The sequence below is a fragment of the Actinobaculum sp. 313 genome (assembly GCF_003073475.1).
GTDB lineage: Bacteria > Actinomycetota > Actinomycetes > Actinomycetales > Actinomycetaceae > Asp313.
In genome coordinates, this window is record NZ_CP029033.1 from 2575410 (window position 1) to 2593280 (window position 17871).

Here is a 17871-nt window from a genome sequence, read left to right on the forward strand (position 1 = left end):
CAACGCGGTGAGCGACGACCACCAGATCCCCCTGTACGCCTGTCCCACATCCCCGAACGCATCTAAGGCATCGTTCTCGTTTGGAGGTGATCCCTCTGTCCACTGGTTCCACTTTCGGCACCGGCACCTTCACTAAGCGTGGCACCGCCGTCGCAATTGCGGCCGAAGCGGCTGGGCTGCGGGAACTAGCTGCAGCCGCGCGGGCAGGTGGCGCGCCTGTTGTGCGTCTCATGGGGAGCAGCACCACTTCGCTGCAGACGGCTCGTCTCTCCGCGGCACCGCCTTCGCCACGCGCCGCCGAGACCTTCGGGCGGCTTCTCGCGGTTACCCATGCTTTCTGCCCCGATGGGCAGCGGGTTTTCGGGCAGGCCCCGACAGGGGTGCACGACGACGGCGTCATGGGCGAGGCGCCGCTCCCCCTTGTGTTCACGGCGGGCCCGGAGCATGATTCGGCTGCTGCGGCTACGCAGTCTAAGAGCGAAGCAACTGAGCCGACTAAACGGACAGTTCCTCACGCCTCGCCTGAGCCGGACCGTGCGGGGACCTCTCCGCATAACTCGCCTGAGCCGGACCGTGCGGGGACCTCTCCGCATAACTCGCCTGAGCCGGACCGTGCGGGGACCTCTCCGCATAACTCGCCTGAGCCGGACCGTGCGGGGACCTCTCCGCATAACTCGCCTGAGCCGGACCGTGCGGGGACCTCTCCGGCCGGGTGGGAACGATTGCCGTTTCCGGCTCACCCGAAACGGGCGATAGCGTCACCTGCGCTGCCCCGACGCACCTGGGGTGAGTTCTACGCCGACGATCGACTGTTGCCGTATTTGCCCGCCGCCAGGGCGAACGGCTCAATCACGGCACAGGGCGCGGCGGTGATCGAAAAGTTAGCCGCTCGACTGCACTCCGGAATGTTTGATGCTCCCCAACCTGCGCTGGTGCATACAGATGCCGCGCTTCTGCATGGTGATCTATGGTCAGGCAACGTGTTCTGGGCCAGCGCCGACTCGGCCAGTCGCGGCGCGGTGACACCTTCCATACGGGACACTCACCCAACGGCAGGCACGGACCCGGTTGCGGTATTGATAGACCCTGCGAGCCACGGCGGGCATGCCGAGTCAGACCTAGCGCAACTGACCGTGTTCGGCGCCCCGTTCGTCGAGCGAGTCTACGCTGCTTATCACGAGACGTCTCCGCTGGCCGACGGCTGGCGTGAGCGCATTGGACTGCACCGGCTACATATCCTCATCGTCCACGCGGCACTGTTCGGCGGCACCTACGGAGTGCAGACGGTGGAGGAAGCACGGGGCTACCTCTGAGCGGGTTAAGAATGCGGCAGTTCTCGACTTCGGTCACGAGATTCAAGGCCGTTACACGCCCGTTTCGCCGAGCCGCGTCGAGAGCACATCGAGAAGTCCAACGCGTGTAGCGCACACCGGTCGCCGCTCGACTAAGCCGCGTTAAGACCACATCGAGGAATCCAACCGAAGACTCGCCACGACCGAGTGAAACTCGGCTGTTGAGCAAAGACTTGCTGCGGGCATCCATTGCCAACACGAACGGGATCGACACCCTAGCCAGGGCTTCGCTGGGGCTTGGCTAGGGACCTTTTGGCAATGCCATGCCAGGCGCTGCGACGCCGACAGTGCGCCTATTCTCTTACTCTTCTCGCTTTCGATCCCACGGTGAGACCGCGAAAACAGGTGGTAGATAGGATCGCCGGTTCGCCAGAGGATCCACCAGTTCATGAACATCAGAAGGAAGATGATGGGCATGAGCACCCATCGGTTCTGGATGAAGAAGACGACGGCCCCCGGCGAAGAAGCCCGTGTGCCCTGCTGAAGAGCCCCATGCGACCCAGTGAGAACCCTGCCCAGGGCAAGAACCCGCGCACCCGGCCAGGAACCCGCGCGCCCTGGTGAAGAAAGAGAGGGATTTTCAAGAAGTGTCGCGCATTTCCCGACACTTCTTGAAAACACCTACACTTCTCAAGGCGAGGGCCAAACAACATCGGCATCAGGGACCTGCAACATCAAGGCCAGGGGCAAGCAGCGGCAATTCGCACCCATTTGCGCGTCACCCCGACCCACACCACACCCGGCACACCCATCCGCGCGCCACCCCGACCCACACCACACCCGGCACACCCATCCGCGCCGCCCCGGCACACCCGCCGCCCACCACCCGACTCATAAAACACCCGGCACGGCAAAGAACCCCTCGCACTGCGGTGAAGAAACCAGCCCGACTCCAGGCGCACCCGCGCGCCCACCACACGGCCACGGCGCCCACAGCCCGCGTCGTCGTGCCAAAATGGCTGCATGAGCTTCCAGCGCCTTGCCGACGTCGTCCCGCCGATCGCCCTCGGCCCGCTCGATGGTCGTTATCGCTCAGTCACTGCACCTTTGGTTGACTACCTCTCCGAGGCTGCTCTTAACCGCATGCGCATCTATGTCGAAATCGAGTGGCTTATCTACCTCGTCCGGCATAGAGTGCTGCCTGGCATTCCTCTGCTGGGCGACGACGACATCGCCTACCTCCGTTCAATCCCTGAGACCTTTGGGGCGGCCGAGATCGAAGAGCTCGCCGCCATCGAGTCCGAAACAAAACATGATGTCAAGGCCGTCGAGTACTTCCTCAAACGTCGGCTAGCTATGCCTACACCAGGTACGGCGACATCGGGCACGCCGGGCACACCTACACCAGGTACAGCGATACCAGGCACGCCAGCTACGCCGACGCCGGGTATGCCAGGCACGCTGGAAATGCCAAGCACGTCAGGTACGCCAGATGCTGACCACCGCGATACAGCCGCCCACGCGATAACCACTAACCCACCCGCCCAAACAATAGCCACTAACCCAGCGGCCCCCGTCGGCACCCCTGCACCACATGACCGCGGCAACTCCCCATCAAGCTCCGCCATACCTCCCACGAACACGCCCACATCGCGCAACCGCAACCTTGAACACGATGCAGGCAGCACCACCATTAATCCCCCTACTCCCACACCCCCAACTGGCGCGAGTTCCCTTGCCGCCATGCACGAAATCGTCCATATTTTCTGCACCAGCGAAGACATCAACAACCTGGCGTATGCGCTTACCGTCAAAGGTGCTATCGAAAACGTGTGGTTACCAGCCGCACAGGAACTGACCGAGCAGCTTGCCGATCTGGCCCGCGCCACCGCCAAGCTTCCCATGCTTTCGCACACCCATGGTCAAACCGCTACGCCGACCACGCTCGGCAAGGAGATGGCGGTGTTTGCTCATCGCCTGCGTCGGCAGCTCAAACGCATCCGCTCCGCCGAGTACTTGGGTAAGCTCAACGGCGCCACAGGCACCTTCGGCGCGCATCACGTTGCCGTGCCGAGCGTCGACTGGCCCGCCGTCTCGCGCGACTTCGTCGAAGGCCTCGACCTGACCTGGAATCCCCTCACCACACAGATCGAGTCGCACGATTGGCAGGCGGACCTCTACGCCGACGTCGCACACTTCAATCGCATTGCGCATAACCTCGCCACCGATTTTTGGACATACATATCACTCGACTACTTCCATCAGAATCTCGCCGCGCAGGGAACCACCGGATCCTCCACCATGCCACACAAGGTCAACCCGATCCGGTTCGAGAATGCGGAGGCCAATCTGGAAATCTCGAGTGCTTTACTAGATACGCTCGCCGCAACGCTGGTGACCTCACGTATGCAGCGCGATCTCACCGATTCCACCACGCAACGAAACATCGGCACCGCACTCGGCCATTCTCTGTTAGCGGTGGACAATCTACGCCGCGGTATCGCCGGGGTGGATCCGAATCCACAGCGGCTCGCGGCCGACCTCGACGCCGCATGGGAGGTGCTCGGCGAACCGATTCAACAGGCCATGCGCGCCGCATCCATCGCTGGCGCCACGGGGATGGGGAATCCGTATGAACGGCTCAAGGAGTTGACCCGCGGCCGGACCGTCGGAGCGCAGGAGATGCGCGATTTCATCCGCAGTTTAGGCATTCCCGACGACGTCGAACGGCGCCTACTGGAACTGACACCGGCCAGTTACACCGGCCTGGCGGCCCGATTAGTTGGTTATCTCGACTGAACGCCCCGACCTGGACTAGGTGGCCCGACCTGGAAGGTGACCCGATGACGACTGCGTGGCCCAACGTCGACTGAGTGACCCGACAACGGTTTGGGGTCTGCACGGATGGCGCGGGCGAGTTTTACCTGGGCTGGGCCACGGGCGGTAGAACGTTGTCGGGTAGTGCCTGGCGGGTTGAGTTTCACTTGGGCTGGCATAGGGGTTATTCCCAATATGCAGTGAAGCGCGCCCAACGGGCCCATCCGGCTGAGCGCAAATTGGGCCTGTCCTGTTGCGCAGTAAACATCGCACCTATCCGGCTCAGCGCGAATCAGGCCCATCCGGCTCAACGCCCGTTCATCCCGGCATCCGTTTACTCCCGCTCGACAGCCCGTCTGGACGCAAGGCACCCATGCGAGATGAGCTGCATTCAAGTCCACTCTTGCCACCTGCACCTAACACAAGGCCACCCTTCCCCAGTCGGCATTCCAGGCTTCCTCCAGAATAGCGGAGGATAATGACTAGGCATCCGCGCCGTAACTGAGGGCAAGCCCGCTAACCCGGACTCGGACCGCACGGCCCGGCTCGACGCAGCCGTCGCGAGAATCGCGCGGCACCGAACGAACGAGGAGAGAAGATTAACGCGTTACTCACGAACCCCATGACAGGCGCGACAATCGGCACCGTCCTTTCTGAGGCGACCGCCAGCACCACCCTTTCCCACGCCACCACCAGCGCCATGCTATCTGACACCACGGCCAGCGCAGGCGCCGAGTTGACTGGGATCGCCGGCTGGGCAGTCGACGTGATGACCGCTCTCGGCGGCATAGGGGCTGCAGCCCTTATCGCCCTGGAAAACCTCTTCCCGCCTCTGCCCTCCGAAGTGATCCTGCCCCTAGCTGGCTTTGCCGCTGGCACAGGCGCGGAGCTCTCTCTGATCTCGGCCATTCTTTGGTGCACGGCGGGCTCCGTAGTCGGAGCATGGATACTGTACGGTCTGGGAGCCTGGCTCGGGCGTGAACGAGCACTGCGTCTGCTCACGCGTCTGCCGTTGGTCAACGCGCATGACATCACGCGCACGGAGTCATGGTTCCTCCACCACGGGAGTTGGACCGTTTTCCTTGGTCGTATGATCCCGGTGTTCCGCTCGTTAATCTCATTGCCCGCGGGTGTCACTCGCATGCATCCACTCCGTTTCACCCTGCTCACGGCAGCCGGCTCGGCAATCTGGAATAGCGTGTTGATCACCGCCGGGTATACACTCGGCGCCAATTGGAGCATAGTTGGGGATTACGTCGGCGTCTTCAGCCGCGTTGTCGCAATTGCGGTTGGAGTGGTAGCGCTCTACTGGGTGTTCCGACGCTGGCGGGTGTTGCGGCGCTGGCGTTCAGTGCCACAGCACTCTGACGCTCCGCCGCAGGGCCAGAACAGTTCGCGCCCCGCCGCCGACGCCGACCGCGCGGCGTCACCCACACACTAGAACGTTTTGGCAAGGGAAAGCCCCTTGCACAGGAAGGCCTATTGACCGCCCACGGCCACTTTCTTCACCTCGTCCGCGAAATCGACTCGGCACCACTCCGGCGGCGTCGACTCGGCACAGCAAGAGCCTTTTGGCCAGCCGATGTCCTCCGCATATCACATCGCTGCAGAAGACGTGCCTACATCATCCACCGGCGTGCGTCGTGCGCTAAGACACCCTGCACCTAACCGCTGCGCCCAGCGCCACCGTCGCCCGCTAAGGCCCCTGCACCTCACGAGCACCTACCAACCACTCCCCGTGGCCTCGCCTAGTCTGCCCGCACCGCGATGGCCGGATGGATCCGCGTGGCTCGCAGTGCCGGATATGCCGAAGCAACAATTCCGACCACCATACCGAGCACAGGCCCAAGCGCGATCCAGCCCAGGTTCAGATATGCCGACCAGTTGTTAAACGCCGCGACCCCCGTGATGGTGATCGCCGCCAGCGCCGCCCCGGCCAAACCACCGAGCGCGCCGATCACAGCGCCTTCGAACCAGAACACACCTGCCACGGCGGATCGTGATGCGCCGAGCGCCCGTCGCACGCCTATCTCGGTGGTACGCGCCGTCACGGAAACGATCATCGAGTTGGCAATCAGCAGCACGGTAAGAATTATGAGGAACGCGCCAATCCAGGTGGCCTGCCGGGTCAATTGGTCGGAGACTCCGCCGCGCAAATCGTTATGCATCACCACCTGCGACACGGAGAGCTTCTCCGGCGTCGCCGGAAGAATCGCAGTACGAGCGACTGCGGATATCTGGCTTCCCGCCCGAGGGCGGTCTTGATGAGTACCTGCGTCTCGTTATCCCTGCCTGCGATCTCCAAACCGCGCTGGTAAGGAATAACGGCCGAGTCAGAGAACACGTGCTCACCGGGCAGGAATCCGATAATTGAGTAGTCGGCACCGTTGACTTGGATGCTGATATCTCGGGTGTCGTCTGTTACCGGAATGCCCAGTGTCTCGGCAGCCGTTGCGCCGAGGAATGCGACATTCTGCTCCCCGTCGAGCATCCAATCCTGGCTACCCGTGAACTCGATGTCTGCCGCATGCAGGTAGCCACTAGTCACCCCGCGAACCTGTATTGACGTGCTTTCTTCCAAACCGATGGCGGTCCGGCCGACACGGGCCTCACCGGCAACCGAACTGACATCGAGCCTGCGCCCGGCTACCTCGACGGTGTTGATCGCTTCCAGGCGTTTTTCCGTATCGTCCGGGAATGTCTTTCGCACGGTAGATGCGGCCGCCTCGCTGCTGGAAGTAGTACCGTTCGAATCGCTTGCGGTCGCAGCCGAGCCATCCTCCTGCTCGCTGCTCGAATCGCCGACGGGCGAACTACCTGCCTCGCTGCCACCCGCCTGCTCACTATCTGCGGCACTACCGTCACCACCTGCAGGTTCGCCACCCGCCATACCGCCGGTATCGCCGTCGTCGGTACCCGTATCGGTATCACCAACGTCATCTCCGCTCTCAACCGACAGGCTAGAACCTCGCACGGTCACCACCACGAGATTCGTCGTCGACGCAACGATATCCGCTTCCACTTGATGTGCAGCATTCTGCGAGATTCCCACCGACGCCAGAAGCGCTCCCGTACTGAATGCGACCGCGCTGATCATCAGCACGGCGCGGGATAGGCGCGAGGAGAGCTCGGTGACGACGTCGGTTATCTGGTCGCGGATTCGCATTCCCCACGGGCGACGTCGCTTCGCTCCCGCTTCCCCGCCAGCTTCAGTTTCGCGATCCACACGGGCGCCCCCTTCGGTTTCGCGATCCGCACGAGCACCGGTTTCATCTTCACGATGCTCACCTTCACGATCCTGCCAGACGAAGACTTCAGTCTCGCGCTCCGCGGGAGCTCCGGTCTCACCTTCACGGCCCGCGCGAGCGATGACCTCAGTTTCGCGATCCTCGGAAGCTCCGACCTCACTTTCACGATCCGCACGGGCGATAACCTCTGTCGCCTCACCATCGGCACGCGTGTCGCTGGCCACTTCTCCGCCGAGTTCAGTATCCGCAGTCGCTTTGCCCGCAGCCCGCTTATCGGAGGATATTTCTCCATCAACGCCGTCACTCTCGCCCGCGAGCGCGCCCAGCGGCCACATTCCTTCCACGTCCGCGGGTGAGGGCGCAGCCAGCTCGGGCACGTTAGCGTCATTATTCCTGGAACTCCGCCGCCGTCTCATGACTTGATCCTCCCCGCGTCCAAATGCAAAACCCGGTCCGCCCAGCTCGATATACGCTCGTCATGGGTGATCACCACAATGGCCACCCCCCGCGCCGCCTGTTCGTCGAAAAGGCCACGCACAGTACGCGAGTTCTCATCATCCAGATTTCCGGTGGGCTCATCGGCAAGCAGCACCTGCGGCCCGGTGATCATCGCCCGGGCGATGGCGAGGCGCTGCTTCTCGCCGCCGGAAAGCAATCGCGTCAGCGAGTCGGCGCGATGTTCTAGGCCGACATCGTCGAGCACGCGCTCGATCGCGGGGCCGCGTTCCTTGAACGGCATCGCGTTAATCGCCAGTTTGAGTTGTAGGTTCTCTGCCACGGTCCGGTGACCCAGCACGTGGTAGTCCTGAAACACGAAGCCCAGAATCTCCGCGCGCAAGCGGTCGCGACGCCTGGCGGACATGCCCTGCGTACGTCGCCCGGCCAACTCGTAGGAGCCAGAGGATGGTTCATCCAGGAGACCAATGATGTTGAGCAACGTGGATTTACCCGCGCCGGAATGCCCGACGATGGCAACGCGCTCCCCCGGGGAAACGTCCAGGTCAACGCCTTTCAGCACCGGCACCGGAGGCTTGACATCGTAGGTCTTATGAATGCCGCGTAGGCTGATGATGCTCATGATCCCGAAACGATGATTTCGTCGTCTTTGTTGAGCGCGCCGCCGTCGATAATCGCGTACCCGTCACTAACGATCTTGACCTTCACTGGAACCCGCTTGTTCGTTCCTTTCATGACGACGAAGGTCTCTCCGCCTTCTTCACGCAGCGCGGTCACCGGCACCGCCAGCCCACTGGTTGCCTCACCACCGCCGACGCGAACGATGACGTCCTGCTCATTCCCCATCCCCTTCGGGTCGGCAACGTTAATCGTCATGTCGTATCCGGGAACTGTGCTTCCGCTGGCGGACTGGTCTTGCGTGAACTCGGAGAAGCCACCAACCGTGCCGGAAGCAACAACGTTCGTGTCATTGGCCGCCTGTACATCAACGAAAGAACCGGAAGTGAAGGAATCCTTATCCCCCACGCCCACGCGCACCACTACCGAGGCCTGCCCGCTGCGCAGCTGCGCGAGCGGCTGGTCCGAGCCCAGATGGGTGTTCACCCCTGCAACCGACACTACGGTGACGCTAGCGGCGGGCAGCGAAATGATCTCGCTGCGAATCACCGGGGTGAGGGGTGCTGCCGCAGACGCGGTCGCGCGCGGTGTTGGGGTACTGCTTGCCTCACCTGAACCGCCAGCAGGGCTATCCGCCGACGACGCCGGCGCCCCACCGGCTGCGGTACCGCCAGCAGCTGAGCTGCCACCGGCGGTACCGCCTGCCGTTCCCCCGCCGTCGGCGGTCTCCTGCGGCACGGGATCAGGTGGCGTCATGCCGGCGCGTACATACATCTGTTTTACCGCATTGGCTGTTCGCGGCCCGTATTCGCCGTCGACGGCGCCGTTGTACAGCCCGAGGTTCTTCAGGGCGCGTTGGATCTCGCGGACGTCGTCGCCCGAATCACCACCGCTGATATCCCTATACAGGTCAAAGGGCAGTTGCAGCCCAATCACCGGGCGCCCTGCCACACTGGCGAGTGCCCCTCCGGAGTTGAGTGTGTCGCCCGCACCCAGATAGGTCTGCGTCACCACTGCCACCGCGTCATTACTCGGCTCCACGGTCACGTTCCATGATCGACCGAGGGAGAGTTTGCCGGTGAGCCTGATCTCCTCGGCCGGAACACTGCGTTCTTCCACCTTGGCGGTAACCACTGGCTTATTCTTCGAGTTCGCGATAGCTTCCTCATTCGGGGAGCGCACAAACCGCCCCACCGCGAATGCACCCGCCACCAGGCCGAGGCAAGCAATGACGGTGACGACAATCCATCCGAATCTGCGTTTCATGGGTGACCTTACTGTGCTGGGTTACTTCTTGTTTGAGCTTACTGGTTCGAAGAGTTCGGGGTGGGAAGCAATGTACTCTTTCGCCTCGGCAGCGGCGTTGTCCCATTTAGCGCGGATTGTGAAGAGATCATCGGCGTACTCCTCGATGATCGGCACCTGACGCTCCGCAATAATGTCAGCCACGCGTTGGGTGAAGTTGATCTGATCCTTACACTCGACCGTCTTCAGGGCGAGCTGGATCTGTTCCTCGGTGATGTGCTCCTCGTTCGGCTTCTCCGAAGCCGGGGCAGCATCAGCAGCGAAACCAACCCACGCAAGATTCTCGTCAAATTCAATACCATTCTCCACATAGCAGACACGTAGTTCTTCAAGCAATGCCTGCATCTTCGGATCTTGCTGGCGTGTGTCAACTTCGTCGTTCAACGCCTCTTGGCCGGGGCCGTACTCCCACAACTCGAACGCATCAAAGCGCAGCAACTCGGGCTTATCGACACAAGCCTCACGTATTTCCTCCAGCTGACTCGCAGAGATATGGTCGTTCGGCCCAGGAGCGTCTTCAATTCCGACGTATCCCTCGGGCTTCTCCACGTAACCGTTGAATATCAACTTTCGATCGCTCTGTGGTTCCACGAAGGCAAACTTCTCCGCAACAGATTTCGTCCACGGGCCGTAGTCACTCCACATCTCGTCAGTAGGCAAGAGTTCAGCCGGTTCGGTTGCCACCCACGGAATTCCAAGCTCCTCCCGAGCACATTCTGCCGCAGCTGCATCGTGCGCAGCACTGATGACTTCCCCCTCTTCTTCCGTCTCCTGCACCACATAATCCGCTGGCAGGCGGACCGTGGCCGTCTCCGGGTCAACCTCCGCTTTGCGGTTCATCCCGGCCAACCTCGACGCCACATCAACAGTGGGGGTATCGGAGACGTCATCGACCGGCTCATCCGACGAGCACGCCGTGAGACCCAGAGTACCCAGCGCAAGTACTACTGTTAACGTCGCCACTCGTTTTAATGTATACATGTGGATTCCCTCCTTTTGGTCCAGCTTTGGTCCAGCAGATTCGGACAACCCGCGCCTACTTATCCACCGGCTCGAACAATTCCGGATGTGAGGCGATGTATTCCTTCGCCTCTGCCACGGCTGCATCCCAGTTGGCGCGATTCTGGAAAAGCTCGTCCGCATACTCCTCGATGACGGGAACCTGCCGCTCCGCGATAATATCCGCCGCACGCCGAGTGAAGTTAATCTGGTCCTTACACTCCACCGTCTTCAACGCCAACTCGATTTGCTCCTCATCAATCGTGTCTCGATAAGCGGTGATATAGCCTGGCAGTTCTTCGTCAAGCTCCATGCCGTTTTCGGCATAGCAGGTTCGCAGTTCGTCAAACAGAGCCTGCATCCGCGGATCCTGATCCACCGCATCCTCCTCGTCATTGAGTGCCTGTTGACCGGGACCGACAACCCACAGGTCGTTGTCGTCGAAGCGTTTCACCTCCGGCTTGGAGTTGCAGGTATCGAAAACCTTGTTCCGGTCAGCCTCAGGAATGCCTTCGTTGGGCCACGGGATCAACTCATACCCGTCTGGTTCCTCCACGTACCCATTGACGATCAGCGCTCCATCACCCATCGGATCGACAAAAGCGAACTTCTCCGCCACCGGCTTCGTCCACGGACCATAGCGTTGCCACATATGAGCCGTCGGCATATACCCATCCGGCTCAGTAGCAACCCACGGAATCCCGAGTTCTTCCCGTGCACACTCCGCCACGGCAGCATCTCTTGCCGAGTACAAAATAGACGAATCTTCCTGCTCGCCCAACTCCACGTAATCCACCGGAAATTTCACCACAGCTGTTTCGGGATCAACCTCCGCCTTACGACTCATCCCCGCCAGCTTTGACGACACGTCAACCGAAGCGCTTCCCGAGGCGCCACCACCCGACTCATCCGACGAACACGCCGCCACAGCCGATGCGCCCAGGGCAAGAGCGATAGTCAACACCGCCACTCGTTTCACGGTATGCATGTCGATCCCCTCCTTTGTTCCAGTAACAGAGCACGGAAGCCCGTGTCTACTTGGACACAGGTTCGAACAGTTCTGGGTGAGATGCAATGTACTCCTTCGCCTCGACTAGTTTGTTATCCCAATTGGCCCGGACCTCGAAGAGTTCATCAGCGTGCTCCTCAATAATCGGCACCTGCCGCTCCGCAATAATATCCGCCGCACGCTGAGTGAAATCCACCTGATCCTTACACTCCACCACTTTCAAGGCAAGCTGAATCTGTTCTTCTGTAATCCTCTCCCGATTCGGTTGATCCCAGGCAGCGGCACCCGCAGCAAAACCTGCCCATGGACTATCCGCATCGAATTCGATACCGTTCTCGTCGTAGCAGACGTGCAACTCCTCGACTAAGGCTTGCATTCGCGGATCCCGATTCACCGCCTCCGCCTCATCATTGAGTGCCTCCTGGCCCGGACCATACACCCATAAATCCCCTTCATTAAAGCTCTGCACCTCGGTTTTGGTCCCACATATATCGTAGACCTTCCTCCTTTGTTCCTCCGAAAGGTCTTCATTCGGAAGTGGCGTAAGTTCGTATCCCTCAGGAGTGTCCACAAAACCGTTGACAATCAACGCGCCATCTCCCAACGGTGGTACGAAGGCGAATTTCTCCGCCACCGGCTTCGTCCACGGGCCATACTTCGTCCACATATGAGCCGTCGGCGAATACCCATCCGGCTCAATCGCCACCCACGGAATACCCAGTTCCTCGCGCGCACACTTCGCCAAAGCAGCACTATACGCCGTCATTATATAGTCCGAGGTTTCCGGTTGTCCCTGCTCCACATAGTCCACTGGCAGCTTGACTATGGCCGTCTCAGGATCAACCTCCGCCTTACGATTCATCCCAGCCAACTTCGACGACACATCAACCGGAGTTGTCGCTGATACACTGTCGTTGGACGAATCGGACGAACAGGCAGCCAGACCAATTGCGCCTAAAGCCAACGCCGCCAGAAGGAGCGCCGCAATCCGATTTGGCGATTTCACCGTAAATCTCCTTTCGATTTAGCGTGGGAGGGCAAAGTTTTCCCACCTCACCCTCCCACACACAATTACTTACACTGAGGACCGCCGGAGAATACGACACTTCGGACTCGGTCGTTCCAGTTCTCGCCCGCGTACGTTCCTTTCCCAGCACCGTTGGACAGGTTTGGATCTCGATAGTTAGTTCTGACTAGTTGTTCACTGTCCAGGCGGAAACTTTTACCCTTGCCATCCTGGAAGTATGAATGCTTGCAGAGCCGACCATTCGCCCACGCGGAAGCTGACTTTGTCTTAGCCACACCGTTCTTGTCTGATGTAACGCTAAGCGGCCCGTCAGACTTCGCGGCAGCCCACTGCCCGGTATAGCTGTAGCTCTGCCACACGCAGGCCCAACCCGACGCGCAACCCGGTGCCGCTTGTGCGGCGGGCGCAGCAAGACTCAATCCGCTGAGTAGCATTAGTGTGGCTAGCGGCGCCGCCAACCACTTTCGCAAGACCTTCATTGGTCTCTCCTCTCGTTTCATTTTGACCGATGGACCTTACCAACCCATTTTGATAAGGTCAGCCTGATCTTTCAGGACGGTTTTACAGTAACATCCAGCCAGTACCATAGTCAACAAGTTACCGAAGCGAGCTGGGTAAACCCTCTGACGAGGATACAGACCATCATTACTACCGGCCGCCGACGAACCGGTCACTCGCAGCACGTGTTCCCTTTCCACTCACCCCTACCCTGCCAGGTCCTGGTTAGCGGGGTCTGCCTGCTTTACCTTTAGAACCGTAATGCGGCCTGCCCTTCGCAGCCCTCGCGGGCCTGCAGACCGCTGGCATACATCGGTGGCACACCCACCGGAAAGGAGACTGCGCAATGCGTGGAGTAATCATGAACGCCCCCGGCGATGTCACGGTTGGAGACCGCGAAGAACCAGTGATCGTAGAACCAACCGACGCCATCATCAAGTTGGCGGCGGCCTGTATCTGCGGCTCGGATCTCTGGCCGTACCGCGGCCTGGAACCGGTTGACCAGCCGCGCCCAATGGGCCACGAATACGTTGGCACCGTCACCGCCGTGGGCGATGCCGTGAAGAACGTGAAGGTGGGCGACTTCGTCGTCGGCTCCTTCTGCATCTCCGACAACACCTGCGAAATCTGCGAATCCGGCTACCCCTCCCGCTGTGTCAACGGAGGCTTCATGGGCGATACACAGGCCGAGTACACCCGGGTCCCGCAGGCCGACGGCACGCTCGTCGTCGTTCCCGGCGGGAAGCCCGACGACCCGGATATCATCGCCTCCCTGCTGGCCGCCTCCGATGTGCTGGGAACCGGCTGGTTCGGCGCGGTAGCCGCCGAAGCGGGGCCGGGCAAAACCGTTGCCGTGGTCGGCGACGGCGCCGTCGGACTCTCCGCCGTACTCGCCGCCAAGGCCCTCGGTGCTGACAAGGTCATCGCCTTCTCCCGCCACGAGGACCGCGCTGCGCTCGCCCGCGAACTCGGTGCCGATATCGTTATCGCTGAACGCGGCGACGAAGGTGCGGAAAAGGTACGCGAATTGACGGGCGGTCTGGGAGCACACAGCGTTGTCGAGGCCGTCGGCAACCAAGTTTCAATGGATCAGGCCATTGCCTCCTGCCGCCCCGGCGGGCATGTGGGCTTCGTCGGCGTCAGCCACGATCAAGAGATCGACGGCGGCGCGCTGTTCTTCTCCGAGGTACACCTGCACGGCGGCCCCGCACCGGTACGCCGCTTCCTGCCCGACCTCATTGACCGCATCTTGAAGAAGGAGATCAACCCGGGCAAGGTGTTCACCATGCGTATTCCGCTGGAAGACGCGGCCGAAGGCTACAAGGCCATGGACGAGCGCCGCGCCATCAAGGTACTGCTGCAGCCGTAAGGCCGAACTACACCCACCCAGGGGTCGGCTTCACGGCGAAGCGGCCCCTGGGTATTGCTCTATGGCGCGTACTGCTGCACTTACCGCACCACGTGCCGCTCGCCCTCCGATTCACTCCGGGTGACTCCATTGGCCAATAGTGCTGGCGAATACTCCAACCGCCCCAGCACATCCCGCGCTGCGTATTCTCGACTTCATCGCGACGACGCTCACCTTGCTCTTCGCCACCTTCGTTCTCATCGGCCTAACAACACACCAGTTGCAGTCGTACTGGTGCATCGGCCTGCTGGCCACCGTGGCGATTGTGTCACCTGACCTCATCGGACTCATCCGCAGTATGGCACGCGACGATACGGAGGCTCATCGGCGAGAACACAGCCTATAAGGCATCGCGAACAGCCCGCACGGACCACTACCACTTGCGGGCAACATTCCGCTCGCAGGCAACATTCCAACCGGCCGCCACAAGCTAGAACGCACGGCAACGGCCGGCCTCACCTCGCTCCCCGCACCCGTTTTCCTTTATTCTCAAGGTATGGATCGTCAGGCGGAAATCTCTTCCTTCCTTCGCACGCGCAGGGCTCGGCTCAGTCCGCAGCAAGCTGGTATCGCATACCCGTCGTCAACGCGACGCCGCGTACCGGGACTACGCCGAGAAGAAGTGGCGGAACTCGCCGGTGTCAGCCCGGATTACTATGCGCGCTTGGAGCGGGGACGTATCTCCCACGCATCCCCAGAAGTACTGGAATCCATCGCCACCGCGCTGCGACTCGACGACGACGAGCGTCAGCACCTGTTCAACTTGGCCGATTCAGCGCCACGCTCAGCACGGGCGCGCAGCACCACCGATGAGAAGAACCTGCGGGCAGACCTGCGCCGCGTTCTTGACTCAATCAACACACCCGCCTTCATCCAGAATCACCGTCTGGACCGCATCGGCGCGAATCGGCTCGGAAGGCTCCTTTATTCGCTACCTGCCGACGGCAGTGGTGACACCTTCAACTATGCACGCTTCCTCTTCCTGGACCAGCGCGCAGCCACATTCCACCGCGATCTGGACCAGGCACGCCACGCCACCGTCTCCAGCCTGCACGCGGCCAGCGCCAAAGCAAAGAATGACCGAGAACTCATCGGCCTCATCGATGAACTCAACGCCCGCAGTGAAGAGTTTCGCAACCTGTGGGAACTGCACGATGTTGGGTTATGCCGCATCGGCTCCAAGCTCCTCACCCACACGCTCGTGGGGGAGCTCGATTTCGGCTACGAAACCTTCACACTTACCGATGATCCCGCCCTCACACTCATCATTTACACCATGCAGCCCGGCTCACCCACCGAGGAACGCATGCGGATCCTCTCCAGCTGGGAGGTCACGCACTCGGCCTCGCACAATCACCACACATCCGCTGCTGCGGCCAGCGATCAATCACTGCGGGAACTCAATCGGGAACTCAATGGGGCACTGCCCCAAAAGTGCGGCCTGCCGCTTGGAACCGGCACAGCAGGTGAAACGGTATCTCCCATGCACATTTCGCCCACAGAATCCGACATGACGATGCTCCCCCTGCCCTGCTCCTGCGAGGATGCGCTATGAGCCTGACCTACCAACTGGCCCTCTCGCCCGCACAAACGGAGGCATATCTGACGCGCGGGTTGGACCACGTATGCGGTTTCGCCGTCGACGCCGCTGCGGCCGCTTCTATCACCCGGGTCGCGGACCTCATCGAGCTCTTGAACTGCGGAATGCCCGGCTCCCCCTTCTCCGCGGACCGGCCCATCGATATCCTGCACGTTCCGAACAACCCCTTCATTCAAACGCGGCTAGCCGTCGGACCGCTGCACAAGGATGCCTTCCTGGGCGGTGTGGTCGAGTTCGCGCCCTTTGACGGCTCCGGCATCGCCAAAGCCGGTGATGTGGAAACGCCTCTACTGTGGATGGAACCGACACGTCTGACTGCCGGATCTCGCCTGTGGCGATTCCACCCCGACACCGCCGAACCCGAACTGCTTGGCATCTACCACGGTATTGCCTGGGGATGGGAATCAACCGCGACGGGTGACTTCACGGCCTGTATTCCCTCCCAAGTCCTCGGCCCAGTCGCCCACCGCAATTGGGCGGAACTCCCAGCCGAGATCGAACTGGACGACGCCGGTGAAACTCCCGCTGCCATCACCCTGGTCTCTCCCACGGAGCCAACACAGGAAGAGGGATTCGCTCAGCTTCCCAATGGGCTGTGGGCCAAACGCATCGCATATCACGATGAACTTGACCTGCACGAGAATCAGCTACTCGGCCGCGTGCAAGGAATTCCCGTACGTGCCATCCGCGCGTTACGTGACGGCGACGACGTCGTGCTCCAAGTGGCGTCCCTGCTGATCGATTCTCCGCTGGCCGCCGCTGCGGGATTCCAACGGTACACGCAGGGAATCAACACACTGGTACTACCGGTGGCGAAACTGGAGGACCAAACCACCCGTCAAGCCCGGCCGAAACAGTGGGATGTGAGCGAGCGCCCCGCCGTCACCAACCAGGGTCAACGCGAACGAACGAATGACGATATCCAGGCTCTCCTCACCGATATCTTCGCGCTTATCTCCTACACCGCGCCCACTGGCTGGCAAGCCCTGCGCCTGACTGTACAAATGGTTGAAAAGCGCGTGCACTATTCCGCGCGTGCCGAACTCGCTCCCACACCCGCCCAGGCCGGTACTGTCGAAGGCGATGCACGCCGCACCGACGACGGCGCCGACCGCAGCGGGGCAGCGCAGACCGCGCCTCCCAGCGCACGAACGGTCCCCGTCAGGCTACTGCCAACGGCGATCATGAACTATGCGGGCCAGATCAAGGCACTCGCCTACCGCGAGGGCGAAGGGGCGCCATTCTCCCTCACCTTCGAGTTCACCTCGCAAGGGCGCTCGAAACTCTCGCTGAATAAGACCAAGGAACCGGCGTGGGCGGCACAGGTTCCCGCAGAGACGTGGCGCGCCGACTTCGCCGCGTTTCCACGCGACGAAGAACATACGCCACACTGGCTCCGCGCCCGCATGGCGGATGACACCACCCCGCCCCTGTAGTCGATTCACTGCGAGCCCGTCCCGCGAAGTCCGGAGCACATCCGAGTCAGGGCCACCTACCCAAAAGCAACGCACGTCACATCCGGGACTAAAGCGCTCCACACCAGGGTTGCAATCTATGGACGCCCTCTCGGCGTCTCCGGATATGGCGGGGAGCG

14 protein-coding genes are annotated in these 17871 nt (G+C 61.3%); 7 read left to right on the forward strand and 7 right to left on the reverse strand.

The features are described from left to right. Positions 1–86: 86 nt before the first annotated feature. From DDD63_RS11155 to DDD63_RS11170, 3 genes are all read left to right on the forward strand, one after another. Positions 87–1313 (forward strand): fructosamine kinase family protein, encoded by a 1227-nt coding sequence (locus DDD63_RS11155; RefSeq protein ID WP_240611276.1) that lies wholly within the window; start codon positions 87–89, stop codon positions 1311–1313. A gap of 1002 nt (positions 1314–2315) precedes the next feature. Continuing rightward, positions 2316–4091 (forward strand): adenylosuccinate lyase, encoded by a 1776-nt coding sequence (gene purB / locus DDD63_RS11165; RefSeq protein ID WP_240611277.1) that lies wholly within the window; start codon positions 2316–2318, stop codon positions 4089–4091. Between the two features lie 640 nt (positions 4092–4731). Beyond that, on the forward strand, positions 4732–5550 hold the full coding sequence (locus tag DDD63_RS11170) for a DedA family protein (RefSeq protein WP_240611278.1): 819 nt from the start codon (positions 4732–4734) through the stop codon (positions 5548–5550). Between the two features lie 307 nt (positions 5551–5857). Here DDD63_RS11170 and DDD63_RS11175 read toward each other — a convergent pair whose 3' ends face one another. From DDD63_RS11175 to DDD63_RS11205, 7 genes are read right to left on the reverse strand one after another with little or no spacing between them, the layout of a single operon-like run. Continuing rightward, entirely contained in the window at positions 5858–6292 is a 435-nt protein-coding gene (locus DDD63_RS11175) for an ABC transporter permease (protein ID WP_108716437.1), read from the reverse strand. Next, positions 6277–7773: an ABC transporter permease gene (locus tag DDD63_RS11180; RefSeq protein WP_125482529.1), complete on the reverse strand. Its 1497-nt coding sequence runs from the start codon at positions 7771–7773 to the stop codon at positions 6277–6279. The genes DDD63_RS11175 and DDD63_RS11180 overlap by 16 nt, the downstream gene beginning before the upstream one ends. Beyond that, positions 7770–8435 (reverse strand): ABC transporter ATP-binding protein, encoded by a 666-nt coding sequence (locus DDD63_RS11185; protein WP_108716439.1) that lies wholly within the window; start codon positions 8433–8435, stop codon positions 7770–7772. Before DDD63_RS11185 ends, DDD63_RS11180 begins: the two co-directional genes overlap by 4 nt. Further along, positions 8432–9697, reverse strand: a complete 1266-nt coding sequence (locus DDD63_RS11190) for a peptidoglycan-binding protein (RefSeq protein WP_108716440.1) — start codon at positions 9695–9697, stop codon at positions 8432–8434. Before DDD63_RS11190 ends, DDD63_RS11185 begins: the two co-directional genes overlap by 4 nt. 21 nt (positions 9698–9718) lie before the next feature. Next, complete coding sequence (locus tag DDD63_RS11195; RefSeq protein WP_108716441.1) at positions 9719–10717, reverse strand: hypothetical protein; 999 nt, start codon at positions 10715–10717, stop codon at positions 9719–9721. 55 nt (positions 10718–10772) lie between these two features. After that, positions 10773–11723, reverse strand: coding sequence for a hypothetical protein (locus tag DDD63_RS11200; RefSeq protein WP_108716442.1), 951 nt, complete (start codon positions 11721–11723; stop codon positions 10773–10775). A gap of 46 nt (positions 11724–11769) precedes the next feature. Next, positions 11770–12750, reverse strand: coding sequence for a hypothetical protein (locus tag DDD63_RS11205; RefSeq protein WP_108716443.1), 981 nt, complete (start codon positions 12748–12750; stop codon positions 11770–11772). A gap of 865 nt (positions 12751–13615) precedes the next feature. On the opposite strand from DDD63_RS11205, the gene DDD63_RS11215 reads away from it, so the two are divergent. The 4 genes from DDD63_RS11215 (at position 13616) to DDD63_RS11230 (ending at position 17713) form a co-directional block, all read left to right on the forward strand. Continuing rightward, positions 13616–14638: a zinc-dependent alcohol dehydrogenase family protein gene (locus DDD63_RS11215; protein ID WP_108716445.1), complete on the forward strand. Its 1023-nt coding sequence runs from the start codon at positions 13616–13618 to the stop codon at positions 14636–14638. A gap of 139 nt (positions 14639–14777) precedes the next feature. Then, the gene (locus DDD63_RS11220) at positions 14778–15023 is read left to right on the forward strand and encodes a hypothetical protein (protein WP_108716446.1); all 246 of its coding nucleotides are present in this window, start codon (positions 14778–14780) and stop codon (positions 15021–15023) included. Between the two features lie 150 nt (positions 15024–15173). Continuing rightward, positions 15174–16232, forward strand: coding sequence for a helix-turn-helix transcriptional regulator (locus DDD63_RS11225; protein ID WP_108716447.1), 1059 nt, complete (start codon positions 15174–15176; stop codon positions 16230–16232). Beyond that, complete coding sequence (locus DDD63_RS11230) at positions 16229–17713, forward strand: hypothetical protein (RefSeq protein ID WP_108716448.1); 1485 nt, start codon at positions 16229–16231, stop codon at positions 17711–17713. The genes DDD63_RS11225 and DDD63_RS11230 overlap by 4 nt, the downstream gene beginning before the upstream one ends. Positions 17714–17871 lie beyond the last annotated feature (158 nt).